The organism is Micromonospora sp. URMC 103 (genome assembly GCF_051386435.1).
Lineage (GTDB): Bacteria > Actinomycetota > Actinomycetes > Mycobacteriales > Micromonosporaceae > Micromonospora.
The window spans coordinates 1,712,148-1,735,184 of the sequence record NZ_JBPQTR010000004.1; the positions used below are offsets into that span (position 1 = coordinate 1,712,148).

24 protein-coding genes are annotated in these 23,037 nt (G+C 74.5%); 15 read left to right on the forward strand and 9 right to left on the reverse strand.

Annotation, left to right across the window (positions count from 1 at the left end; translation table 11 throughout):
- Window positions 1–42 precede the first annotated feature (42 nt).
- On the reverse strand, window positions 43–1,068 hold the full coding sequence (locus ACSNOA_RS11530) for an ATP-dependent DNA ligase (RefSeq protein ID WP_436657957.1): 1,026 nt from the start codon (window positions 1,066–1,068) through the stop codon (window positions 43–45).
- Between the two features lie 195 nt (window positions 1,069–1,263).
- Here ACSNOA_RS11530 and ACSNOA_RS11535 point away from each other — a divergent pair, with 195 nt between their 5' ends.
- The gene (locus ACSNOA_RS11535; protein ID WP_436657958.1) at window positions 1,264–1,788 is read left to right on the forward strand and encodes a SigE family RNA polymerase sigma factor; all 525 of its coding nucleotides are present in this window, start codon (window positions 1,264–1,266) and stop codon (window positions 1,786–1,788) included.
- Window positions 1,785–2,675 (forward strand): hypothetical protein, encoded by an 891-nt coding sequence (locus tag ACSNOA_RS11540; RefSeq protein WP_436657959.1) that lies wholly within the window; start codon window positions 1,785–1,787, stop codon window positions 2,673–2,675. Before ACSNOA_RS11535 ends, ACSNOA_RS11540 begins: the two co-directional genes overlap by 4 nt.
- A 44-nt stretch (window positions 2,676–2,719) precedes the next feature.
- Here ACSNOA_RS11540 and ACSNOA_RS11545 read toward each other — a convergent pair whose 3' ends face one another.
- Complete coding sequence (locus ACSNOA_RS11545) at window positions 2,720–3,601, reverse strand: LysR family transcriptional regulator (RefSeq protein ID WP_436657960.1); 882 nt, start codon at window positions 3,599–3,601, stop codon at window positions 2,720–2,722.
- Between the two features lie 128 nt (window positions 3,602–3,729).
- Between ACSNOA_RS11545 and ACSNOA_RS11550 the strand changes: the two genes are divergently transcribed.
- Entirely contained in the window at window positions 3,730–5,100 is a 1,371-nt protein-coding gene (locus tag ACSNOA_RS11550; protein WP_436657961.1) for an MFS transporter, read from the forward strand.
- A 28-nt stretch (window positions 5,101–5,128) separates the two neighbouring features.
- On the opposite strand, the gene ACSNOA_RS11555 is transcribed toward ACSNOA_RS11550, so the two are convergent.
- A complete protein-coding gene (locus ACSNOA_RS11555) occupies window positions 5,129–5,980 on the reverse strand; it encodes an anti-sigma-D factor RsdA (protein WP_436657962.1) in 852 nt (283 codons plus the stop codon).
- Entirely contained in the window at window positions 5,977–6,555 is a 579-nt protein-coding gene (gene shbA, locus ACSNOA_RS11560; RefSeq protein WP_436657963.1) for an RNA polymerase sigma factor ShbA, read from the reverse strand. The genes ACSNOA_RS11555 and shbA overlap by 4 nt, the downstream gene beginning before the upstream one ends.
- Window positions 6,556–6,720: 165 nt before the next feature.
- Between shbA and ACSNOA_RS11565 the strand changes: the two genes are divergently transcribed.
- From ACSNOA_RS11565 to ACSNOA_RS11615, 11 genes are read left to right on the forward strand one after another with little or no spacing between them, the layout of a single operon-like run.
- A complete protein-coding gene (locus tag ACSNOA_RS11565; RefSeq protein ID WP_436657965.1) occupies window positions 6,721–7,728 on the forward strand; it encodes an ABC transporter ATP-binding protein in 1,008 nt (335 codons plus the stop codon).
- Complete coding sequence (locus ACSNOA_RS11570) at window positions 7,725–8,495, forward strand: MlaE family ABC transporter permease (protein ID WP_436657966.1); 771 nt, start codon at window positions 7,725–7,727, stop codon at window positions 8,493–8,495. The genes ACSNOA_RS11565 and ACSNOA_RS11570 overlap by 4 nt, the downstream gene beginning before the upstream one ends.
- Window position 8,496: 1 nt before the next feature.
- Window positions 8,497–9,300 (forward strand): MlaE family ABC transporter permease, encoded by an 804-nt coding sequence (locus ACSNOA_RS11575; RefSeq protein ID WP_436657967.1) that lies wholly within the window; start codon window positions 8,497–8,499, stop codon window positions 9,298–9,300.
- Between the two features lie 2 nt (window positions 9,301–9,302).
- Entirely contained in the window at window positions 9,303–10,640 is a 1,338-nt protein-coding gene (locus ACSNOA_RS11580) for an MCE family protein (protein ID WP_436657968.1), read from the forward strand.
- Window positions 10,637–11,671: an MCE family protein gene (locus ACSNOA_RS11585; protein ID WP_436657969.1), complete on the forward strand. Its 1,035-nt coding sequence runs from the start codon at window positions 10,637–10,639 to the stop codon at window positions 11,669–11,671. The genes ACSNOA_RS11580 and ACSNOA_RS11585 overlap by 4 nt, the downstream gene beginning before the upstream one ends.
- Window positions 11,668–12,648, forward strand: a complete 981-nt coding sequence (locus tag ACSNOA_RS11590; RefSeq protein ID WP_436657970.1) for an MCE family protein — start codon at window positions 11,668–11,670, stop codon at window positions 12,646–12,648. Before ACSNOA_RS11585 ends, ACSNOA_RS11590 begins: the two co-directional genes overlap by 4 nt.
- Window positions 12,648–13,898: an MCE family protein gene (locus tag ACSNOA_RS11595; protein ID WP_436657971.1), complete on the forward strand. Its 1,251-nt coding sequence runs from the start codon at window positions 12,648–12,650 to the stop codon at window positions 13,896–13,898. The genes ACSNOA_RS11590 and ACSNOA_RS11595 overlap by 1 nt, the downstream gene beginning before the upstream one ends.
- Window positions 13,895–15,331 carry an MCE family protein gene (locus ACSNOA_RS11600; protein WP_436657972.1) on the forward strand — a complete coding sequence of 479 codons (1,437 nt, stop codon included), beginning with the start codon at window positions 13,895–13,897 and terminating at the stop codon, window positions 15,329–15,331. The genes ACSNOA_RS11595 and ACSNOA_RS11600 overlap by 4 nt, the downstream gene beginning before the upstream one ends.
- Window positions 15,328–16,572 (forward strand): MCE family protein, encoded by a 1,245-nt coding sequence (locus ACSNOA_RS11605; protein ID WP_436657974.1) that lies wholly within the window; start codon window positions 15,328–15,330, stop codon window positions 16,570–16,572. Before ACSNOA_RS11600 ends, ACSNOA_RS11605 begins: the two co-directional genes overlap by 4 nt.
- 26 nt (window positions 16,573–16,598) lie before the next feature.
- Entirely contained in the window at window positions 16,599–17,393 is a 795-nt protein-coding gene (locus ACSNOA_RS11610; RefSeq protein ID WP_436657975.1) for a hypothetical protein, read from the forward strand.
- Between the two features lie 17 nt (window positions 17,394–17,410).
- Window positions 17,411–17,926, forward strand: a complete 516-nt coding sequence (locus ACSNOA_RS11615; protein ID WP_436657976.1) for a hypothetical protein — start codon at window positions 17,411–17,413, stop codon at window positions 17,924–17,926.
- A gap of 21 nt (window positions 17,927–17,947) precedes the next feature.
- Here ACSNOA_RS11615 and ACSNOA_RS11620 read toward each other — a convergent pair whose 3' ends face one another.
- The 3 genes from ACSNOA_RS11620 to ACSNOA_RS11630 form a co-directional block, all read right to left on the reverse strand.
- Window positions 17,948–18,349: a DUF2267 domain-containing protein gene (locus ACSNOA_RS11620; RefSeq protein WP_436657978.1), complete on the reverse strand. Its 402-nt coding sequence runs from the start codon at window positions 18,347–18,349 to the stop codon at window positions 17,948–17,950.
- Between the two features lie 78 nt (window positions 18,350–18,427).
- Entirely contained in the window at window positions 18,428–19,654 is a 1,227-nt protein-coding gene (locus ACSNOA_RS11625) for a PP2C family protein-serine/threonine phosphatase (RefSeq protein WP_436657979.1), read from the reverse strand.
- Window positions 19,655–19,738: 84 nt separating this feature from the next.
- The gene (locus tag ACSNOA_RS11630; protein ID WP_436657980.1) at window positions 19,739–20,116 is read right to left on the reverse strand and encodes an STAS domain-containing protein; all 378 of its coding nucleotides are present in this window, start codon (window positions 20,114–20,116) and stop codon (window positions 19,739–19,741) included.
- 69 nt (window positions 20,117–20,185) lie between these two features.
- Here ACSNOA_RS11630 and ACSNOA_RS11635 point away from each other — a divergent pair, with 69 nt between their 5' ends.
- Window positions 20,186–20,623, forward strand: a complete 438-nt coding sequence (locus ACSNOA_RS11635) for an ATP-binding protein (protein WP_436657981.1) — start codon at window positions 20,186–20,188, stop codon at window positions 20,621–20,623.
- A 106-nt stretch (window positions 20,624–20,729) separates the two neighbouring features.
- On the opposite strand, the gene ACSNOA_RS11640 is transcribed toward ACSNOA_RS11635, so the two are convergent.
- The gene (locus ACSNOA_RS11640) at window positions 20,730–22,313 is read right to left on the reverse strand and encodes an MDR family MFS transporter (RefSeq protein ID WP_436657982.1); all 1,584 of its coding nucleotides are present in this window, start codon (window positions 22,311–22,313) and stop codon (window positions 20,730–20,732) included.
- A gap of 37 nt (window positions 22,314–22,350) precedes the next feature.
- On the reverse strand, window positions 22,351–22,968 hold the full coding sequence (locus ACSNOA_RS11645; protein ID WP_436657983.1) for a TetR family transcriptional regulator: 618 nt from the start codon (window positions 22,966–22,968) through the stop codon (window positions 22,351–22,353).
- Window positions 22,969–23,037: the final 69 nt, after the last annotated feature.

Genomic DNA, 23,037 nt, shown 5'->3' on the forward strand with positions numbered 1-23,037 from the left:
AGCTATGTGGGATGTCAAGTGCGGAGGCGTGCGGCCTGCGCCCTACGGTGCCCAGCCGGGCACCTCCGACGGGTCGAGGTCCGCCCGGGGGCGCAGGAAGCGGACGCGGTGCCGCCAGCGGTGATGTTCGTACGCCGTGTCGACCTCGATCTCGGCGACGACCGTCGGGTCCATTGGGACGTACGGCAGCGGCTCGGGATGGTCGAGCTGCCCCGACCACGCCGCGGGAAGCGGTTGCGGCCACGGATGGGCGGGCCCGCCGGGGCCGGCCGGAGTGAGCAGCGGGGCGAGTTGCCGGCGCTGGTGCGGCCGCAGCGGGTGGCTGCGGCCGGTGTAACGCAGCGTCCCCGCCTCGTCGAGGTGGCCCAGCAGGACGGTCTCCGGATCGTCCGCCCTGCCCGTGACACCTCCGATGATCGCCTCGGTGGTGCACCGCGTCCGGTACTTGCGCCAGCCGCGGCGGCCCGGTTCGTACCGGCCGTCCAGGCTCTTGATCATGACGCCCTCGACGCCCGCGGCCGTCCAGGTGCGCAACCACTCGCTCGCCTGCCCCACGTCGGTGCTCAACGGCGAGAGGGTGAGCGTCGCGGGCGCGTCGGCGAGCAGGTCGGTGAGCAGCGCCCGCCGTTCGGCGAGTGGCAGGTCGAACAGGACGCGGTCGGGCGGCGCGCCGAGCACGTCGAAGACGACGTAGTTGGCCGGGTGGGCGCGGGCCACGGCGGTGAGCCGCCGGCCGGCCGTGACCCGTCGTTGCAGCAGCGCGAAGTCGGTGCGGTCGCCCTGCCAGACGACGAGTTCACCGTCGAGCACCACCCCCGGCGGCACGGCGGCGCGGACCGCCCGGCCGATCTCCGGGAAGTACCGGGTGAGATCCCGGCCGGCCCGGGACTGGAGGTACACCGAGTCGGCCCGGCGGAACGCGAGGGCGCGCCACCCGTCCCACTTCGGCTCGTACGCGAGCCCGCGGCCCTCGGGCACGGTCTCGACCGACGCCGCGAGCATCGGCGTGAGCGGCGGCCGCAGGGCCGGTGGGCGGCCGGTGCCGGTCCGGCGGCGGGCCGGGCTCACCCGGGCCGGCGCTTCCCGCGACCATCGTAAGAAACCCTCATGTTTCCTCCACCCGGGATCCTCGCCGAGCGGCCGGCCGTCCCGCCGGAAGATGCCGGAGGATGAATGGCTTCCGGACGCCGCCCGGAATCCCGCACCGACCGGTCAACCTTCGGTCGGCGGCCGTCGTCCTTGGTGGCGACGGAAGGAGAGCGCGTGCGTTGGAGAAGACGCTTCGAGGGGCTCGACACCCTCGTGGCCGAACGCGGCGACAGCCTGCTCGCGGCGGCGGTCCTGCTGACCGGCAGCCGTGCCGCGGGGGAGGACCTGCTGCAGGCGGCACTGGAGCGCCTCATGCGGCACTGGCACCGGATCCACGGTGACCCGGAGGGATACCTGCGCCGCACGTTGTACCACCTGGCGGTCGACCAGTGGCGGCGGCGCGGGCGGCGACCCGAGGTGCTGGCCGAAATCGAGCCGCCGAGCCAGCCCGACGGCACCGACGCGCTGCACCTGCGCGCGGCGTTGGTCCAGGCGCTCGCCACGCTGCCGCCCCGGCAACGGGCGGTGCTGGTGCTGCGCTACTGGGAGCAGCTCACCGAGGCGGAGTCCGCCGAGGTTCTCGGGTGCTCTGTGGGCACCGTCAAGTCCACCGCCTCGCGGGGCCTGTCCCGCCTGCGCGAGGTCACTGCTGCCTGGGCGCGCGACGACGCCCCGGCCTGGAACGGAGCGGGAAGATGACCATCGACATCGAAGAGCAGTTGACCGCCGGCATGCGCCAGGAGGTCGCGGGCGTCACCCTCGCCACGGACGTCCTCGGCGCGGCCACCCGGGCGCACCGCCGCCACACGCTGGTGCGCCGCGGGGCGTACGCCGCGGGCGTGGCCGGTCTCGCCGGCGTGCTGGCCGTCTCGGCCACGGTCGGAGGCGCCGGTGGCGGCTCTGCCCCGCAGACCCGCCCACCCGCCGCGGCGGGGCCGGCGCCGGCCGAGGGGGAGGCGAACGTGGAGCTCGTCGCGGCCGTCACGGCGAGCGAGAAGACGAGCTACCGGATCCGGGTGACCACCGCGAGCAAGGGGGACCCGGGCAGCCGGGAGACCGCGGAGGGGGCCTTCGACCCGGGGGAGCGGACGGGCTACCTGCGCTCACCCATCGCGGGCGGTCCCGCGTACGCGGAGGAGCGGCTCGTCCGGGGCGTGCGCTTCCTCGGCAGCACCGGCTCAAAGACGTGGAAGCAGGAGCGCGGCCGGCACGACCGGCTCGACTACGGTGGCGCCGCCCCGGAGGGGACCGTCGTGGCCTCGGCCGACCCGGAGGAGCTGTTCGCGGCGCTGCGCCGCGCCGACGCCAGGGTCACCCGGACCGGTCCCGACACGTACCACGTCGTGAGCAACCAGCCGTACGAGGACCGGTACGCGACCGGCACCCGGCGGCTGGACGGCACCGTGACGGTGAGCGGGGGCCGGATCGCCACGATCGCCGTCGAGTCGACCAACGAGGGGCAGCTGAAGCCGGGCGTGAAGCAGGGTGAGCGCTTCGGCTCGACGTGGCTCGTGACGGTGGCGCTGTCCGACTACGGCACGCCCGTACGGGTCGAGCGTCCCGCGCACGTGGTCGCCGTCCGCTAGGCGGTCGCGTCGACGGGCGCGGATCCGGCGGCCCGCCCCGGAGGTCAGGGGCGGGCCGCCGCGTACAGGACGTCGCGCATGCCGGGCAGGCGTTCCCGGTCCGTACGCCAGACGAGGCGCAGACTGAGATCCGGGAGCGGAAGGTCGAGCGGGACCAGCGTGCCCGCGCGGAGGCTGTCGGCGACCGCGAACCGCGGCAGCAGCGAGATCCCGAGCCCGTGCTCGGCCCAGGCGCGCATCACCGGCACGCCGCCGGCCCTGATCCGCTCGGGCCCGGCGCCGAGGATCCGGTCCCCGGCCATCGAGAACGAGCACTCCGGGACGTTGACCAGGAGCCGCTCGCCGTCGAGGTCGGCGGGGGTCAACGCCCCGCGGACGGCCAGCGGGTGGGTCGGCGCGGAGACCAGCACGAGCGGGACCGGCTCCAGGTCGACGAAGGTGAGCGGCTCGGCGGGAGCGGGAAAGCCGAGCCCACCGACTTCGTCGCCGGAGTCCAGCAGCAGGGCCGCGTCCAGGCGGCTCTCGGTCAGGTCGGTGAGGAGCCCGGCGCGGGAGCGGTCGGCGTGCACGTCGACGTCGATGTCGGGCCGGCGTCGCGCCAGCCGGGTGAGCACGTGGGGCACGTGGGAGCCGGCGAGGGTCTCCAGCGCGCCCAGCCGCAGCCGCTGCCGTTCGCCCCGGACGTCTCGGGCCGCCTGCTCGGCCTGGTCGAGCAGCGATCGTGCCCACCCCCGCAGCCGCTGCCCCGCCCGGGTCAGCTCCATGCCCCGGGGGCCGCGCGCGAACAGGTCAACGCCGAGCGCGGCCTCGAGCGCCCGGATCTGCTGGGAGACGGACGAGGGGGCGAGGCCGAGCGCGACGGCGGCGTCGGTCACCGTCCGGTGCCGGACGACGGCCTGGAAGGTCCTGAGCTGGCGCAGTTCCACGCGGTGTGCCAACAGCGCGGGGCGTTCGGGAATTCCGAACGCGGCGTACGGCCCCGGCGGTGGAGCCGGACACCCGCGCACGCGGACAGTGGTCGCGCCCCTTTCCGTACGACTCGGAGCTGTCGCGCATGACCCTCGTGAACCCGTCCCCGTGCCCGTCCCCGCCCGCCGAGGCCGCGCCCCGGCGGGTCCGCGCCCGCGCGCTGACGGGCATCTCGCTCGGCTACTTCATGGTGCTGCTGGACATGACGGTGCTGCCGGTAGCCGAACCCGACCTGGCGTCGTCGTTGCACACCTCGATGGCCGGGTTGCAGTGGGCGACCACCGGCTACACCGTGGCGTTCGCCGCCCTGCTGCTGTCGGCCGGCGCGGCGGCGGACCGGTTCGGCGCCGAGCGCCTCTTCCGGGCCGGTGTCGCCGTGTTCGCGATCGCGTCCCTGCTCAGCGTGGTCGCACCGGACTTGTGGGCCCTGCTCGTCCTGCGCGCGGTGTCGGGGGTGGCCGCGGCGGCGTGCGTACCCGCCTCGATGGCGATGATCGCCCGGCTGTACCCCGGGGCCGGACCGCGGGCACGTGCGGTGTCGACGTGGGCCGCCATCAGCGGCGCGGCCGTGGCCGCCGGCCCGGTCGTGGGCGGTGCGCTCGTGGCCGCGGCCGGGTGGCGGGCGGTCTTCCTCGTCAACGTGCCCATCGGGCTCCTGGTGCTGTGGCTGACCCGGGGGCGGGCCGTGGTGTGCCCCCGCAACGACCATCGGATCGACTGGCCCGCCCAGCTCGCGGCAACCGCGGTGCTGGCGCTGTGCACCGACGCGCTGATCGCCACCGGCGCCCGCGCCTGGGCACATGCCGCGTGGTCGTCCGCCGGGCTCGCCGTGTCGGCGCTGGCGTTCCGGGCGCGGGAGCGCCGCAGCGTGGCCCCGGTGCTGAACCGGGCCCTGCTGCGGTCGGCCGGGGTGCGCGCCGGGCTGCTGGCCGCCGCGGTGGCGAACTTCGCGTTGACCGGCGGGCTGTTCGTGCTGCCACTGCTGCTCGAACAGCAGTGGCGGTTGGATTCGCTGGAGACCGGCCTGGCGTTCCTCCCGCTGACCGTCCCGTTCGTGGCCAATCCTCCGCTCACGGGCCGGATCGTGAGCCGGGTGGGCCCGCGCCGCCCGATCCTCGCCGGGCTCGGCCTGCTGGCCGCCGGCGGGCTGGTCCTGGCCGGCGTCGTCTTCGCCGGTGGCGGCTACCCGTGGCTCGCGGCGGGTCTCCTGCTCACCGGTCTCGGCGTCTCCTCCGTCCTGCCGGCCCTGGTCGCGGCCCTGGTCGGCGTCGCACCGCCGGGTACGGCGGGCGCGGTGGGCGGACTGCTCAACGCCGTACGCCAGGTGGGCGCCACCCTCGGCGTCGCGTCGATGGGCGCCGCCGTGGCCGTCGGCACCGGCTGGGCCCTGCTGCTGTCGGCGGGCTGCTGCGCCGTCGCGGGCCTCGTGTTCGCGCTCACCCGCCCGGCCGCCTGACTGGCCTCGCCGGACGACGGTGCCTTGCTCAGCCGAGCGTTACGACGGTGGGCAGCGGCAGCGGCAGTCCCGGCAGGGAGGGCAGCGGCAGGATCGGCGGGACTATCGGGTCCAGGCCGGGCAGGGACGGCAGCGGCAGGATGCGGGGCGGGCCGGGCGCAACCGACGACGACGGGGGCCGCGGCGCGGACGGCACGGGGGCGTGACCGGTGGCGCCCGGCGCCGGAGCGCTCGTCGGCCCGGCCGGCGTCGGGCCGGCCGGCGTCGGACTCGCCGGCGCCGGACCACCCGTGGGCGCGGACGGCGCGGGCACGACGGGCGCCGGCGCCGCCGCCGCGAGGTCGCGGTCCAGCCCGTCGAGGTCGGCGCGCAGCCGCGCGGCGGCGGCCCGGTCGTCGACGGCGGTGAGGTCGCGGCGCGCCCGCTCCACGAGGGCCCGCGCCTCGTCGAGCCGGCCCGCCGTCAGGGCCGCACGAGCCCGGGCCAGGGTGTCCTCGACGACCCGCATCTGGGCGTGCTCCGGGTAGAGCACGCGGGTCAGTGACCAGAGTGGACTGGCCGGTCCGGCGTGACGGCTGCCGGCGCCGAGCCCGGTGACGATCGCCAGAAGCACGACGACGGCGGCGGCGAGGCGCAGCGCGCCCCGGCCGACCGGCGCCGGCCCGGGCAGCGGCGCCGGGGGCGGGACGTCCACGGCGGCTCGGATCAGCCGCTGGTCGGCGTCGTCGTCGAGGTCCGTGCGCCAGGCGGCCAGCAGCGCGGCCACCTCGTCGCCGGCGGGCGCGGTCTCGCCGCGGCCGAGCGCGTCGAGGAGCGCGTCGTCCCGGGCGATCGTCGCCAGGTCCAGGTCCTCCCCGCCGTCGCGGGCCCGCTCGGTCATGCCGCCACCTCGCCGAGTGTGTCGCCGGCCAGCGTACGGAGCCGGGCCAGCGCGCGGGACTGGGCCACGCGGACGGCCGCCGCGGACATGTCGACGATGGCGCCCACCTCCTCGGCGGAGAGGCCCACGGCCACGCGCAGCACGACGATCTCCCGTTGCGTCTCGGGCAACTGGTCGAGCAGCCCGGAGAGCCGGCGCGCCAGGTCGGTGGCCACCGCCCGCTGCTCGGGGCCCGGGTCCGCGTCGGGCGTCTCGGGCGGCGGGTCGTCGGCGGTGACGGAGGCCGCGCGGACCGCCGCGCGCTGCGCGTCGGCCACCTTGTGCCCGGCGATGGCGTACACGAACGCGGAGAACGGCACGCCCCGCTCGCGGTAGGTGGGCAGGGCCCGCAGGACGGCGAGGCAGATCTCCTGCGCCACGTCGTCGGCCGTGGTGTACGCCCCGCCGATGCGGCCCAGGCGGGCCCGGCAGTAGCGGACCAGCCCGGGGCGGACGTCGGCGAGCAGCATCGCGGTGGCCGTCCGGTCGCCCTGGGCGGCCCGGCGGACGAGCTGGGGCTCGATGGTGGTCGTCATGCGTCGGGGGGACACCTTCGGTTACCGGCCGGTTAACGGGCACGCTATCGAGCCGCCCGCCGGCGCGCCACCTCACGCTCCGTCATCCGCCGGTGCCGCAAAGAAAGTGTGTTGCGTTCGGACGCTCTCCCGCGATGTCCCCATTAGCGAGTGGGAGGAGGGGCCATGGGTGTCGAGGTGGCCGTGCAAGGGCTCACCAAGTCCTTCAACGGCCAGCCGGTCTGGTCGGACGTCACCCTCACCCTTCCGGCGGGTGAGATCTCGGTGCTGCTCGGCCCCTCCGGCACGGGCAAGTCGGTGTTCCTCAAGACCCTCGTCGGGCTGCTCCGCCCGGACCGGGGCTCGATCGTCATCGAGGGCCTCGACCTGCCGCGGCTCTCCGAGCGCGCCCTCTACGAGGTCCGCAAGCTCTTCGGCGTCCTGTTCCAGGACGGCGCGCTGTTCGGCTCCATGACCATCTACGACAACGTGGCGTTCCCACTGCGTGAGCACACCCGCAAGACCGAGGCGGAGATCCGCGCCGTGGTCACCGAGAAGCTGGACATGGTGGGTCTCGTGGGCGCCGAGCGGAAGCTGCCGGGCGAGATCTCCGGAGGGATGCGCAAACGCGCCGGGCTGGCCCGGGCGCTCGTCCTCGACCCGCGGATCATCCTGTTCGACGAGCCGGACTCCGGGCTGGACCCGGTGCGCACCGCGTACCTCAACCAGCTCATCATCGACCTCAACCAACGCACCGAGGCGACGTTCCTGATCGTCACCCACGACATCAACACCGCCCGGACGGTGCCGGACAACATCGGCCTCATCTACCACGGGCGCCTGGCCATGTTCGGGCCGCGGGAGATGCTGCTCTCCAGCACCGAACCGGTCGTGCGGCAGTTCCTGAACGCGCAGCGGATCGGCCCGATCGGCATGGCCGAGGAGAAGGACGCCGAGGAGTTGGCGGCCGAGGCGCAGGCGGGCGCCGAACTGCCCCCGCTGCCGCCCATCCCGCTCCAACTGCCGCCGTCCGACGGGAGGCCGCGCCGGGCCGAACGACCGCCGGGGCAGTGGTGCCGCGAGCACGGCGTCACACCGCCGCCGGGCTCCTTCGCGGACGCGGTGGCCGGGACGGCCGCCGGCGACGGCGACCGCCGACCCGGGCCGGTCGGCGCGGGAGGTGGGCCCCGGTGAGCGCCCCCGTCACGGCGGTACGCCGCACCGGCGAGTTCTTCGCGTTCTGCCTGGACGCCCTGCGTGGGCTCTTCCGCCGGCCCGTGCAGGTGCGCGAGTTCGTCCAGCAGGCCTGGTTCATCAGCTCGGTCTCGATCCTGCCCGCCGCGCTCGTGTCGATCCCGTTCGGCGCGGTCATCGCACTGCAACTCGGCTCGCTGGTCCGCCAACTCGGCGCGCAGTCGTTCACGGGCGCCGCCTCGGTGCTCGCCGTCGTGCGGGAGGCCGGGCCCATCGTCACCGCGCTGGTCATCGCCGGCGCGGGCGGCTCGGCCATCTGCGCCGACCTGGGCTCGCGGAAGATCCGCGAGGAGTTGGACGCCATGCAGGTGCTCGGCATCGACCCGATCCAGCGGCTCGTGGTGCCCCGGGTGCTCGCCTCGATGCTCGTGGCGGTGCTGCTCAACGGGCTCGTGAGCGTGGTCGGCGTGACCGGTGGCTACGCCTTCAACGTCGTCCTCCAGGGCGGCACGCCGGGGGCGTACCTGGCCAGCTTCCAGGCGCTCGGCCAACTGCCCGACCTGCTCGTCGGCGAGGTGAAGGCGGTGCTGTTCGGCGCCGCCGCCGCGCTGGTGGCGTCGTACAAGGGGATGACCGCGAAGGGCGGCCCGAAGGGTGTGGGGGACGCGGTCAACCAGAGCGTCGTCATCACGTTCATGCTGCTGTTCGCGCTGAACTTCCTCGTCACGGCCGTGTACTTCCAGGTCGTACCGCAGAAGGGAAGCTGACGTGGCGCTGTGGCGACTCCTCGACGGACTGGGCGGCCAGCTCGCCTTCTACCTGCGGGCGTTCGCCTGGAGCCCCCGCACGCTGCGCCGCTACAAGCGCGAGGTGGTACGGCTGCTCGCCGAGATCAGCTTCGGTTCGGGCGCGCTCGCGGTGCTCGGCGGCACCGTCGGCGTCATCTGCTTCCTCACGTTCTTCACCGGCACCGAGGTGGGGTTGCAGGGCTACCAGGCGCTCAACCAGATCGGCAGCAGCGCGTTCACCGGCTTCGTCTCCGCGTACTTCAACACCCGGGAGATCTCGCCGCTGGTGGCGGCGCTGGCCCTGTCGGCGACCGTGGGCTGCGGGTTCACGGCGCAGCTCGGAGCCATGCGGATCTCCGAGGAGGTGGACGCGCTCGAGGTGATGGGCGTGCCGTCCCTGCCGTTCCTCGTCACCACCCGGATGATCGCCGGCTTTGTCGCGGTGGTCCCGCTGTACGTGGTGGGCCTGCTCGCCAGCTACCTGGCCACCCGCACCATCGCCGTCTTCTACTTCGGACAGTCGGCCGGCACGTACGACTACTACTTCCACCTGTTCCTGCCACCGGGCGACGTGCTCTGGTCGTTCGGCAAGGTGCTCGTGTTCAGCGTGATCGTCGTGCTCGTGCACTGCTGGTACGGCTACACGGCCAGCGGCGGGCCGGCCGGCGTGGGCGTCGCCGTGGGCCGGGCCGTCCGCCTCGCCATCGTGGCGGTCAACGTCGTCGACTTCTTCCTGTCGCTGGCCATCTGGGGCGCGACCACCACCGTCCGGATCGCGGGGTGAGCATGAGACATCGCATCCTCGGCATCGTCTTCGTCGCCGTGCTGGCCGCGGCGCTGACCGCCTCGGTGCTGCAGTACCACAGGGCGTTCACCCCCGTGGCGTGGGTCACCCTGCACGCGGACCGCGCCGGCCTGCAGCTCACCGAGGGCGCCGACGTGAAGGTACGCGGGGTGCTCGTGGGCGACGTGCGATCGGTGCGCAGCACCGGCGCGGGCGCCGTGCTGCGGCTGGCGATCGACCCCGCCCGCACCGACCGGATCCCCGCCGACGTGACCGCCCGCCTGTTGCCCAAGACGCTCTTCGGCGAGCGGTACGTCGAGCTGGTCCCGCCGCCCGGCGGTGGCGCCGCGCCGATCCGCGACGGCGCGGTCATCGGCCAGGACCGCAGCCAGACCGCTGTGGAGCTGGAAAGGGTGCTCGACGAGGCGCTGCCGCTGCTCCAGTCGATCCGCCCCGACCAGCTCGCCGCCACGCTCGCCGCGCTGGCGACCGCCCTCGAGGGACGCGGCGAGCAGCTCGGCGCGACCGTCGAGCGGCTCGGGGCGTACCTGCGCGAGCTGAACCCCGCGATGCCCACCATCACCGAGGACGTCCGGAAGCTCGCCACCGTGCTCGACGCCTACGACGCCGCGCTGCCCGACCTGCTCGCCCTGCTGCGCGACGTCACCGTCACCGCCGCGACCGTCGCCGACCAGCGCACCCAGCTCGCCGCGTTCCTCGCCGACACCACCGGCACGGCCGAGACCGCCGAGGGCTTCCTCGACCGGCACGGCGACCAGCTCATCCGGCTGGGCGACGTCAGCCGGCCGGTGCTCGAACTGCTCGCCACGTACGCCCCGGAGTACCCGTGCCTCGTCGACGGCCTGGTGGCGCTCCAGCCCCGGGTCGAGGAGGCCTTCGCGGGCGGACGGATGCACGTCACGCTCGAGGTGACCCGGGACGGCGGGCCGTACGAGCCGGGCCGGGACGAGCCGGTGTACGGGGCCCGCAACGGCCCGCAGTGCCACGGCCTGCCGCACCCGCCCGTCCCCGCACCGGAGATGCCCGTGAACGACGGCTACGACTACTCCGGCGACCGTCCGCACCCCCTGCTGCGGGTCGGCGTACCGGGCCGGGCGCCCGCGAAGCCGCCCGCCGCGCCCGCGACGCCCGCCCGCCCGGCCGCCCCCGCCGACGGCAACCTCCCCGTCGAGATGGGCCGGGCCGGCACCGCCGAGGAGCAGGCGCTCGTCAGGCCGCTCCTCGGCGCGCTCACCGGCCTCCTGCCCGCGGAGGTGCCGGACGTCGCGGTCCTGCTGTGGGGGCCGCTGCTGCGTGGTGGGGTGGTGAACGCCCGATGACCGGGAAGACGCTCGCGCCGCTCGTCAAGCTGCTGGTCTTCGCGGCGGTGACGGTGCTGCTCACCGCGTTGCTCGCCCAGACCCTCGGCGCCTTCCCGCCCGGCGGGGTCACCTACCGGGCCCGGTTCACCGACGTCACCGGGCTGCTCGCCGGCGACGACGTCCGGGTCGCCGGGGTGCGGGTCGGCAAGGTCCGGGACATCCGGGTCGTCGACGACACCGTGGCGGAGGTGGCCTTCACGGTCACCGACGACCTGCCGCTGGCCACGAGCGCGCGCGCCAAGATCCGCTACCGCAACCTCGTCGGCCAGCGCTACCTGGCGCTCACCGAGGGCCCCGGTGACGGCCGTCCGCTGCCGGCGGACGGGCTGATCCCCCTCGCCCAGACCACGCCGGCACTCGACCTCACCACGCTGTTCAACGGGTTCCGGCCACTGTTCACGGCGCTGAACCCCGACGACGTCAACAAACTCGCCTACGAGATCATCCAGGTGTTCCAGGGCGAGGGCGGTACGGTCGCCAGCCTGCTGCAACGCACCGCGTCGCTCACCAACACGCTCGCCGACCGGGACGCCGTCATCGGCCGGGTGGTCACCAACCTCAACGAGGTGCTCGGCACGCTGGCCGGCCGCGACGCCGAACTCGACCAGACGATCGCCCAGGTGCAGCAGTTCGTCTCCGGCCTGGCCGCCGACCGCACCGCGATCGGCGACGCCCTGGCCAACCTCGGCGAGCTCACCGACGTGACCGCCGGCCTGCTGAAGGAGGCCCGGCCGCCGCTCGCCGCCGACGTACGCGCCCTCGGCGACCTCGCGGGCACCCTCGACCGCAACGCGGCCGTCATCGACGGCACGCTCGGCCGGCTGCCGGAACGGTACGAGGCCCTCACCCGGGTCGCCTCCTACGGCTCCTGGTTCAACTTCTACCTCTGCGACTTCGACGGCCGGGTGGCCGTCGCCGGGCACGCCCCGCTCAACCCGGCGACCCTCAGCGCGCCGGCCGCCCGCTGCGCCACCGGAGGCCGCCAGTGAAACCCTTCCGCGAACGCAACCCGGTCGTCGTCGGCACCGTCGGGCTGACCCTGGTGGCCGCCGCCCTGCTCGGCGCCTTCCAGCTCGACCGGCTGGCCGCGCTCACCGGCCGGACGTACCAGGCGGCCTTCCACGACGCGAGCGGCCTCGCCGCCGGCAACGAGGTCCGGGTCGCCGGGGTCCGGGTCGGCGCCGTGACGGCCGTCGAGCTGGCCCGCGACGCCCAGCCGTACGTGCGGGTCCGGTTCCGGGTCGACGACGACTCCGTACGCCTCGGCCGGGACACCGGCGCGATGATCCGGATCAAGACGGTGCTCGGGCAGAAGTACCTGGCCCTCACCCCGGCGGGCCCGGGACGGCTGGCCGAGGGCGCCCGGATCCCGCTGGACCGCACGGCGGCCCCGTTCGACGTGGTGCAGGCGGTCACCGGGCTCGCCGACACCCTGGACCGGGTCGACACCGACCAGCTCGCCACCGCGTTCCGCACACTGAGCGACACGTTCGCCGACACCCCCGGCAGCGTCCAGTCGTCCCTCACCGGCCTCTCGCGGCTGTCCCGGACGGTGGCCGAGCGCGACGCCGAGCTGCGCGCCCTCCTCGGCCGGGCCCGCCAGGTCACCGACGTGCTGGCCACAAGGGACGAGGAGTTCCGCAAGCTGGTCGCCGACGGCGAGGCGCTGCTGGCCGAGGTGAGCCGCCGCCGCGACGCCATTCACCGGCTGCTGGTCGGCACCGACGAGCTGTCCCGGGAGCTGTCCGGGCTGGTGGCCGACAACCGCGCCCAACTCGAACCGGCGCTGCGCAAGCTGCGCGACGTGGTCGCCGTGCTCCAGCGCAACCGCGACGAGCTGGAGCAGACGATCCAGCGGATGGCGCCGTTCGTCACCGCCTTCGCCAACGTGGTCGGCAACGGCCGCTGGTTCGACTCGTACGTGAGTGGCCTGTTGCAGCCCTACGTGCCGACGGGAGGACGCTGATGTCCGGGCCGATCCGAGGGTGGCGCCGACCCGTCGCCGCCGCCACCGTGCTCGTGACCGCCCTCGCCGCGGGTCTCGTGGTCTGGCGTCACGAGCCGCCGCAGCGGTGGGTGGTCGCGTACTTCACGCGCGCGGTCGGGGTCTATCCGGGCTCGGACGTGCGGGTGCTCGGGGTGCGCGTCGGCGAGGTGGAGCAGGTGACCCCGCAGGGGCGGGTCGTCCGGGTGCGCATGCGCTACGACGCGGAGGTGAGCGTCCCCGCCGGAGCGCAGGCCCTCATCGTGCCGCCCAGCGTGGTGAGCGACCGGTACGTGCAGCTCACGCCGGCGTTCACCGGCGGCGCCGCGCTGCCCGACGGCGCCGAGATCCCGGTCGACCGCACCGCCGCGCCCCTGGAGATCGACGACATCTACCAGGCGCTCGACGATTTCAACCGCACGCTCGGCCCGCAGGGGGCGAACAAGGACGGCGCCCTGTCCGACCTGCTCGCCACCGGGCGGGCCAACCTGGAGGGCAACGGCGACGACCTGCACGAGACGCTGACCGGGCTGTCCCGCGCGCTCGACACGCTGGCCGACGGCCGGCAGGACCTCTTCGCCTCGGTGGCCAACCTGCAACGGTTCACCACGGCGCTGGCCCGCAGTGACCAGCAGGTGCGCGGCTTCCAGCAGCAGCTCGCCGACGTCGCGCAGCAGCTCGCCGGCGAGCGGGACGAGCTGGCCGCGGCGCTGCGCAACCTTTCGGCCGCGCTGGGCGAGGTCACCACGTTCGTCCGCGCCAACCGCGACGAGCTGACCGGCAACGTGGCCGCGCTCGCCGACGTGACCGGCGTGCTCGTGCGGCAGCAGAAGGCCGTCATCGACCTGCTCGACGTGGCCCCGCTGACGCTCAACAACCTCGCGCTGGCCTACAACCCCCGCTCGGGCACCCTGGACACCCGCGACAACGTCATGGGCCCGTACGACCCCGCCGGCTTCGTGTGCTCGCTCATCGTCGACCAACTGCCGGGCGCCAAGGTGCCCGAGACCTGCACGGCACTCGCCCAGACCCTGCACGCGCGCGGCCTGCCCCTGACCGACCAGCTCCGCAAGCTCCTCAAGCTGCCGCCCGGCGCTCCGGCGACCGGCCCGACCCCACCGGCACCTCCTCCGGTCAGCTCCGCCGGTGGGCCGGGTCCGGACGGGGCGCCGGGCGGCCCCGGCATCACCCGTGACCTCACCCTCGGCGGGATCCTCGGAGGTGGCGCATGACTCCTCGGCTGTCCCGGGCACTGGCCGGCGCGCTCGCCGTCCTGCTCCTGCCGACCGGGTGCGGCCTGCCCGAGCTGGCCGACCTGCCGCTGCCCGGCGGCGCCCCGGCGGGCGACGGCTACACGGTCACCGCCGAGTTCGGCGACGTGCTCGACCTGGTGCCGCAGGCCGCCGTCAAGGTCGACGACGTGACGGTGGGCAGCGTGGAGAAGATCTCGCTGGCCGGCTGGACGGCCCGGGTGCGGCTGCGCATCGACCGCGCGGTGCGCCTGCCGGCCAACGCCACGGCGGCGGTGCGGCAGAGCAGCCTGCTCGGCGAGAAGTACGTGACGGTGGCTCCGCCGCCGACCGGCGCGGCGGGCCGACTCGCCGACGGTGACGTCATCCCGCTGTCGCGCACCGAGCGGGGCGCCGAGGTGGAGGAGGTGCTGGCCGCGCTCGGCCTGCTCCTCAACGGCGGCGGGCTGGCCCAGGTGCGCACCATCAACGAAGAACTGGGCCGTGCCCTGGACGGGCGCGAGCCCGCCGTCCGCGACGCGCTGCACCAGCTCGACACGTTCGTCGGCGGGCTGGAGCGGCAGAAGGCCGACCTGGTGCGGGCCATCGAGGCGCTCGACCGCCTGACCGACCGGCTCAGCCGGCAGCGCCAGGTGGTCGGTGACGCGCTGGACTCGCTCGCCCCGGGCATCACCGTGCTGGCCGAGCAGCGGACCCAGCTCACCGACGCGCTGACCGCCCTCGGCGAGCTGGGGAAGGTCGGCACCCGGGTGGTCGACCGCAGTCGGGACGACACCCTCGCGAGCGTCCGCGCGCTGCAACCGATCCTGGAGCAGTTGGCCCGCGCCGGCGACAACCTGCCGAAGTCGCTGGACTTCATGCTGTCGTACCCGTTCCCGCCGAACGTCACGGGCGCGATCTCCGGCGACTTCGTCAACCTGGCGATCACGGCCGATCTCGACGCGGCCACCATCCTGGCCAACCTCGTCGTCGCGGCCCCGCCCCCGCCGCCCGCGCCCGCGCCGACGGCTCGGCCGCCCACGCCGGGCACGAAGCGACCGGCGGCCAAGCCCGGCGCGGTCGCGCCGAAACCCCGTCCGGGCACCGGTACCGGTGAGGGCGGGGAGCCCCGCCCGGGCCCGCCACCGCTCACCGAGTGCCTGCCCGACCTCAAGGACTTCCCGAACGTCTGGACACCGCCCACGGAGTGCCTGCTGCCGAAGGGCTGCAAGCTCCTGAAGCCCGGTTCCCTGCTGCCGCTCGGCGGGCTGCTCCTGCCCAAGGGGCTGGTGCCGCCCGGCACCGCGTTCCCGGCCGGGACGAAGCTGCTGCCCGGCACGGTGCTCACCGCGGAGTGCGTGCTGCCCGTGACCGGCGCGGTGACCGGGCTGATCGGCGATCTGGGCGACGTGCTGGGGGGAGGGCTGCTGCGGTGATCGGACGTACGGCGAAACTCCAGGTGCTCGTGTTCGTGCTGGTGAGCCTGCTCGGCGTCGGGTACGTGGGCGTCCGCTACGTCGGGCTCGGTGAGCGGCTGCTCGGCGGCGGCTACCTCGTCCACCTCGACCTCGCCCGCGCCGGCGGGATCTTCCCGCACGCGCCGGTCACCTACCGGGGTGTGCCGGTGGGCCGGGTCACCGCCGTGGAGCTCCGGGCCGGCGGCGTCCGGGCGGAGCTGTCGATCCGGCGCGGCGTCCGCGTCCCCGCGGCGTTGCGGGCGGTCGTGACCCAGCGCTCGGCCGTCGGGGAGCAGTACGTCGACCTGCGCCCGGACCGCGACGGCGCGCCCTATCTCGCCGACGGCGCGGTCATCCCGGCCGACCGCACGGGTGTCCCGCTCGCGCCGGAGACACTGCTCACCAACCTGGACGAGCTGGTCCGCTCCGTGGATCCGGAGGACCTCACCGTGCTCGTCAGCGAGCTGGGCGCCGCGTTCGAGGGCAACGAGCAGGCGCTGGCCCGGATCCTCGACGCCGGCGACGCGCTGCTCGCCGACGCCGCCGCCCGGCTGCCCGAGACGCTGGCCCTGATCCGCGACGGGCGCACCGTGCTGACCACCCAGGCCGAGTCGGCCGAGGCGCTGCGCCGCTGGTCCGCGGGGCTCGCGGCGCTGGCGGCCACCGTCCGCTCGGCCGATCCCGACCTGCGGCGGCTGCTCGCCGACGGCCCGCCCGCCGGCGCGGAACTGCGGACGCTGCTGCGCGGCCTGGAGCCGACCGTCGGCACGCTGCTCGGCAACCTGGTGACCACGGGCGGCGTCGCGGCGCGGCGGCTGCCCGGGATCGAGCAGCTGCTGGTGGTCTACCCGATCGCCGTGGCCGGCGGGTTCACCGTCACTCCGGGCGACGGCACCGCCCACCTCGGCCTGGTCCTGAACGTCGGCGACCCACCGTCCTGCGTGTACTCGGGCGGTGGGACGCGTTGCGGCGAGGGGGACCGGGCGGCCGGGGGGAGCGTGCGGGGCGCCGGCAACGCCCCGCGACCGTCCGGCCGGGACCCCGCCCCGCCGTCCGCGGCCGGGGCCACGCCGGTCGCGCCCGGCGGGTACGACCCCGCGACCGGCCTCGTGCTCGCCTCGGACGGCCGACCCCTGCAGTTCGGGGGTACCGGCGGCCAGTACCGGACGGCCGGAGACCAGTCGTGGAAGCAGTTGCTGCTCGCCGGGGTGACACCGTGACGGGCGACGGACAGGGAGGTGACGGTGTGCCGACCCGCAGGGAACGGACGCTCAGAGTGATCAAGGGGGCGAAGGCCGGCGTGCCCGGCCGGCCCGTGCGGCGCCGGATCGTCTCCCGACCCGCGCCCACCGCCGGCGGCGGGATCGAGGAGGTGCTGGAACGCCTCGACCGGGAGCCGGTCGAGGATCCCCTGGAGGCCGGTGACCTCACGGTGGTCGGCGACCCGGCCGAGGTCGAGGACACGCCGGACCCCGACGAGGACGCCTCCCCCAGCGACGACCGGGACGCCACCGTGACGGTGGCACCCCCCGCCGGGGACCGTGCGAGCGGGCCCGGCCGGCGTCGGGCCTTGATCGTCGCGCTGGTGCTGCTGCTCGCCGCCGCCCTGGCCGGCGCCGGGGTGTACGGCCACCGGTGGTACGTGGCGCGGGCCACCGAGCAGGCCCGGCAGGACGCCCTCGCCGCCGCCCGGCAGGCCAGCGTCAACTTCGTGTCGGTGAGCGCAGCCAGCGTCGACCGCGACCTGCAACGGATCACCGCCGGCGCGACGGGGGAGTTCCGGGACGAGTTCACGCGCGGCCAGGCGCAGGTCCGCACCGCGGTCGTCGAGAACAAGGTGGACTCGGAAGGCACGGTGCTGCGCGCCGGGCTGGTCTCCGGCGACCGGCGGCGGGCCGTGGCGCTGGTGGCCGTCGACGCCACCGTGAAGAACGTCAAGGCGCCGCAGGGCCGGCCGTCGCACTACCGGATCCAGCTCGACCTGGTCCGCGACGACGACTCCGGCGACTGGCTCGTGGCGAAACTGCAGTTCGTCGGTTGACCCGGAGGAGGTTCACCATGCGTGTCCCACGCTCGCAGCGGCGCGACGGCGTCACCCGGCGTCGCCGGTCTCCCGTGGTGGCGCTGGCCGTCGCGACCGTGCTGGTGACCGCCGTCGCCGCGTACGGCTGGTACGAGGACCGCGGCGCCGCCCAGCGGGACGAGGCGGTGCGGGAGGCCGTCGCCACCGCGCCCGCGGCCGCGAAGGCCATCTTCTCGTACGACTACCGCACGTTCGACGACAGCGTGGCGAACGGCCGCACCTTCGCCACGGGCGCGTTCGCCGAGGAGTACGCCCGGACGACCGCGACGCTCAAGGAGACGGCCGGCAAGCAGCAGGCCGTGGTGCTGGCCGAGGTGTCGGCCACGGGGGTGGTGAGCGCGGAGGCCGACCGGGTGGAGCTGCTGCTCTACCTCAACCAGTACCGGCGCAACGTCAGCACGGCGGGGGAGAAGGTCGACCAGAACCGGGTGGTGCTGACGCTGGTGCCGGTGGGCGGCGAGTGGAAGGTGTCCCAGGCCACGGCCATCTGAGGGCGGCGGTCCCGGCGCGGGTCAGTCCCGGCGACGTCCGTCGTAGCGGGCGGCAGAGTCGGTGAGCTCCCAGAACTCCGCGGGAAGCTGGGTGACGACGTCGTCGTACGCGGCGGGCGGAATGGCCTCGCGCAGCGTGTCGAACACGGCGCGCACCCCGTCCCGGGCCGTCGGGTCGTCGACCTCCGCCCGCCCCCGCACCTGGTTGAGGAACGAGGTGAAGCTGAAGCGGCCGCTCTCGCCGGCGGGCCCGTGGGCGTACCCCCGCAGCTCCTCGGGCAGCTGGGCCGCCAGGTCCTTGGCCTCGCCGCTCTCGATCCGCTCGGCCAGCGTGGTGAGCGTGGCGCGCGTGATGGCGGTCGCCTGCTCGGGCGACGTCCGCAGGCGCTTCGCCACCGAGTCGATGAACTCGCTGTTCTCCACCGTCGCGGCCTTTCTCTGCGAGGGACAGCGGCGTCTACCCGCGTGCCGGGACGGCAAACCGTCACGGGCCTGGGGCGCTCAGCCCGCGGTGTCGGTACGCCGGACAGTCAGCACCGCGATGTCGTCGGTGGCATCGACGTTGTCGCTGAGCAGCGCGGCCATGGCGTCGCGGCAGACGATGTCGGCGGGCGCGCAGGTCACGGAGGCGCGGAGCAGGTCGACGCCCTCGTCGAGGGGGCGGGTGCGTCGCTCGATGAGGCCGTCGGTGTAGAGCACGAGGCACCCGTCGGGCGCCAGGGTGGCGCGGGTGTTGCGCCGGACGGTGTGCCGGTAGGCGCCCAACGGGAGGTCGGGAGGGACAGCGACCAGCCGCGTGGGCTCGTCCGGCTCCGCGACGAGCGGGGGGAGGTGTCCCGCACTGGAGAGGGTGAGCTCGCTGAGGGTCGGGTCGAGGACGGCGTAGAGCACCGTGGCCATGGCGTCCGGCTCGAAGAGCTGCACCTTGCGGTCGAGGCGGGTGAGCACCTCGGCGGGGTCGTCGGTCTCCAGCGCGTACGCCCGCAGGGCACTGCGGATGCGTCCCATGACCACGGCCGCCCGCAGGCCGTTGCCGGCGACGTCGCCGATCGCGACGCCGACGTGCCCCGACGGCAGCGGGAACAGGTCGTACCAGTCGCCGCCGACGCCGGCAGCCGTGCCGGGCACGTAACGGGCGGCGACGTCGAGCCCCGGCACCGCCGGCGGGCGGGCCGGCAGCAGGCTGCGTTGCAGGGCCACCGCGGCGGCCCGGTCGAGCCGTGACAGCCGGGCCTGGGTGGCGAGGCTGGCCCGGTCGGCCACCAGCCGCAGCAGCTCGACGTCGTCGGGCGTGAACTGCCGGGGGGTCAGCGTCCCCACGTGCAGCACCCCGATGACCTGGGAACCGTCGAGCATCGGCACGCCGAGGAGGGAGGCGATGCCCCGGTTGACCAGGATCGGGTTGAGCACGTTGGTGTGGTCCACGTGGTCGAGCATGAGTGGCTCGCCGCGGGCGGCGACGGAGCCCGCGAAGCCCCGGCCGACCGGAAGCCGCACCCCCTGGCGGACCTCTTGCTCCAGGCCGCTGGCGGCGGTGGCCACCAGTTCGGTGCCGTCCGACTCGACCAGCAGGATCGCGGCCGTGTCGGCGCGCAGGAGATCCCGGGCCCGTTCCAGCAGCTCGTCGAGCAGATCCTCGAGGCCGAGCTGGGACAGGGCCGCGTCGGTGATGCTCTGCAGCCGGCGTAGCTTCTCCTCGCTGCTCGCCCGTGAGACGTCGCCGCTCATGACCATGGCGTCCTCAACCCGCCGCCGGCGCGCTGGTCCGCGCGTGTCCGTGCCCGACCCGGGCCCGCTGCCGCCCCATGCCGGTCACCCGGCCGCCGGCGCGGCGAGGTGGTCCCAGACGCCGGTCATCCGGAGGAGCTGTTGGACCATGCCGTGGGCGTTGCTGACCTGGTAGACCTTGCCCTGCTCGTCGGCGAGTCGCCGCCCCCGCAGCAGGACGTTGATCCCCGCGGAGTCGAGGAACGACACGGCGGTGAGGTCCACGATGACGGTGGCCGCCTCGCCCGCCACGGCGGCCTCGATCTCCCGCTGCAGCTCGTCAGCGGTGGACAGGTCGATCTCGCCGTGCGCGGTCACCGTGACGGCCACGGCGCCCTGATGGTCGGAGAACGACAGCGCCACGCCGTCCACCTCCTCTCGCATCCCGGTCTGCAGGGTCGTGCCGACTCTATAGTGGGTCACCGGCATCGTGACGTCTCGGGCGCGGATCGCCGATCGTGGTTAGGCTCCGGCGGTGAGGACGTTGTGGAAGTGACATCAGCGGACCAGCCGGATGCGCATCCGGTTGCGGCGACAGTACGCGGTGTCACGGCGCCCGGGGCGGCAGACGTCCGCCGCCGGGTCACCGCGGCGGCGCTGGGGGCCGGCCTCGGGCCGGACGGCGCGGAGCAGTTCACGATCGCGGTGAACGAGGTGATGATCAACGCCATCCAGCACGGCGGCGGTGCGGCCGACGTCACCCTCAGCGTGGCGCCGGGCCTCGTGGTGGTCAGCGTCCGCGACCGCGGCAGCGGGATCCCCGAGCACGTGTCGCCCCACCTTCCCTCGCCGCAGACGCTGGGCGGTCGCGGGCTCTGGCTCGTGCAGCAGCTCTGCGAGAACGTGACCATCGACACCTCCGACACCGGCACCGTCGTCACCCTGAGCGCCACCGCGGCTCCAGGTGTGACATCCGAGCGGCGGCCCTGACGGCCCGGGGCCCTCGCCGACCCGGCGCGGCCGGGCGGCCCGGAAACGGCGAAGGGGTCCCGCGGCGCGGTGCCGGCGCCACGGGACCCCGTTCGGGTGGGGGTGCTCAGTGGGACAGGGTGGCCGACCGGGCGGCCTCCTCCTGGGCCCGCCGCTCGTCACCGCTGAGTGTGTGCAGCGGCTTCTCCCGGATGAAGATGACCACCACCATCGCGAGCAGGGCCAGTGGCGCGCCGACCAGGAACAGTTCGGCGGTGGCGGTGCCGTACACGTCCTGGATGATCCGCAGCACCGGCGCGGGCAGCGCGCTCAGGTCCGGTACCTCGGCGGACGAGCCGCCGCCGGCCGCGGCCGGGCCGAGCTTCTCCGTCGTGAGGTCGGTCACCCGGTTGGCCAGGACGGCGCCGAGCGCGCTGACGCCGATGGCGCCGCCCATGCTCCGGAAGAAGGTCAGCACGGACGTGGCCGCGCCCAGCTCGTGCGCGGGCACGTCGTTCTGGGCGGCGAGCACCAGGTTCTGCATGAGCATGCCGACCCCGATGCCGAGCACGGCCATGTAGATCCCCAGGACGACCACGCTGGTCCGCGCGTCGATGGTGCCGAGCAGGACCATGCCGGCCGTCATGATCGCGCCGCCCGCCACCAGGTAGGGCTTCCAGCGCCCGTACTTCGTGATGAGCTGGCCGGCGACGGTCGACGAGACGAGCAGACCGAAGATCATCGGAAGGCTCATGAGGCCGGCCACCGTGGGCGACTTGCCGAGCGAGATCTGGAAGTACTGCGACAGGAAGACCGTGCCTCCGAACATCGCCACACCGACCAGGACGCTGGCGAGGGTGGCCAGCGAGACGGTCCGGTTGCGGAAGATGTCCAGCGGGATGATCGGCTCGGCCGCCCGGGACTCGACGAACACCGCCACCGCGAGCAACGCGACACCGCCGGCGACCATCAGCGCCGTCCACCCGGAGGCCCAGGCGAACTTGTTGCCGGCGAGCGACGACCAGACCAGCAGCAGCGAGACGCCGGTGGTGATCAGCGCGGCGCCCAGCCAGTCGATGCGGACCTCGCGGCGGACGACGGGCAGGTGAAGCGTGCGCTGCAACAGGAAGATCGACAGGAGGGTGAACGGGACCCCGATGAGGAAGCACCAGCGCCAGCCCAGCCAGGACGTGTCGACCAGGACACCGCCGATCAGCGGGCCGGCGATGGTGCCGACGCCGAACACGGCGCCGAAGATGCCGGCGTAGCGGCCGAGCTCGCGGGGCGGGATCATGGCGGCCATCACGATGGTGGCCAGGGCCGTCATGCCACCCGCGCCGACGCCCTGGACGATGCGGCTCACCAGCAGGATCTCGACGTTCGGCGTGAAGCCGGCGATCAGCGAACCGACCACGAACAGCGCCAGGGACGACTGGATGAGCAGCTTCTTGCTGTAGAGGTCGGCCATCTTGCCCCACAACGGCACGGTCGCCGTCATGGCCAGCAGCTCCGTCGTGACGATCCAGGTGTAGACCGTCTGGCTGCCGTGCAGGTCGGCGATGATGCGCGGCAGCGCGTTCGCCACGACCGTGGACGCGAGGATCGACACGAACATGCCGACCATCAGGCCGGAGAGGGCCTGGAGGACCTCTCGGGGGGACATGCGTGCCGGGCCGGCCTCGGCGACGTCGGCGGTGGTGGGTGCGGTCATCGGTTTCCTCGTCTCGTCGGTACGGAACGTCTCGGGGTCACGGCGCCGGGCGGGGGGCCGGCAGGCCGGCGGCGAGCGACTCGAACGCCTCGTCGACCAAATCGGTCAACGACCGGGCGCCGCCGGCGGCGGCCCAGCGCAGCATGGCGGTGCGGAACGCGGCGCCCGTCACGGTCGTGAGCAGGGCGGGAAACCCGTGATCCGGGGGTACGCCCACCCGCGCGGCCACGGCCTCGGTGATGGCCCGTTCCGCCTCGGTGCCGGCCGCGACCAGGCGGGGCAGCAGGGCGGGGTTCTGCTCGACGACCGCGATACGCAGCAGCCACCGCTCGCGGTCGGCCTGCATCGCGTCGATCACCTCGGTGAGCGCCGCGCGGACCGCCGCGAGGGCGGGCACCGCCGGCGGCACCGCGGCGAGGCGCTCCCGGAACCGGGCGCTGTCGACGACGTGGTCGCCGAGCAGGGCGTCGTCCTTGCTCGGGAAGTAGTTGAAGAACGTCCGGGACGAGACGTCGGCCGCCGCGCTGATGTCCTCCACCGTCACGTGTTCGAGCCCGCGCTCGGCGACCAGGCGCAGCGCCGCCGTGGCCAGCGCGTCGCGGGTCTGCCGTTTCTTCCGGTCCCGCAGGCCGGCGGGGGCGGGGTCGAGGACCACGCCGCGAACCTAGAGAAGATCTTGCAGCCTCCGCAAACTTTCGTGCTCTGAAGTGATCAGGCTAACGTG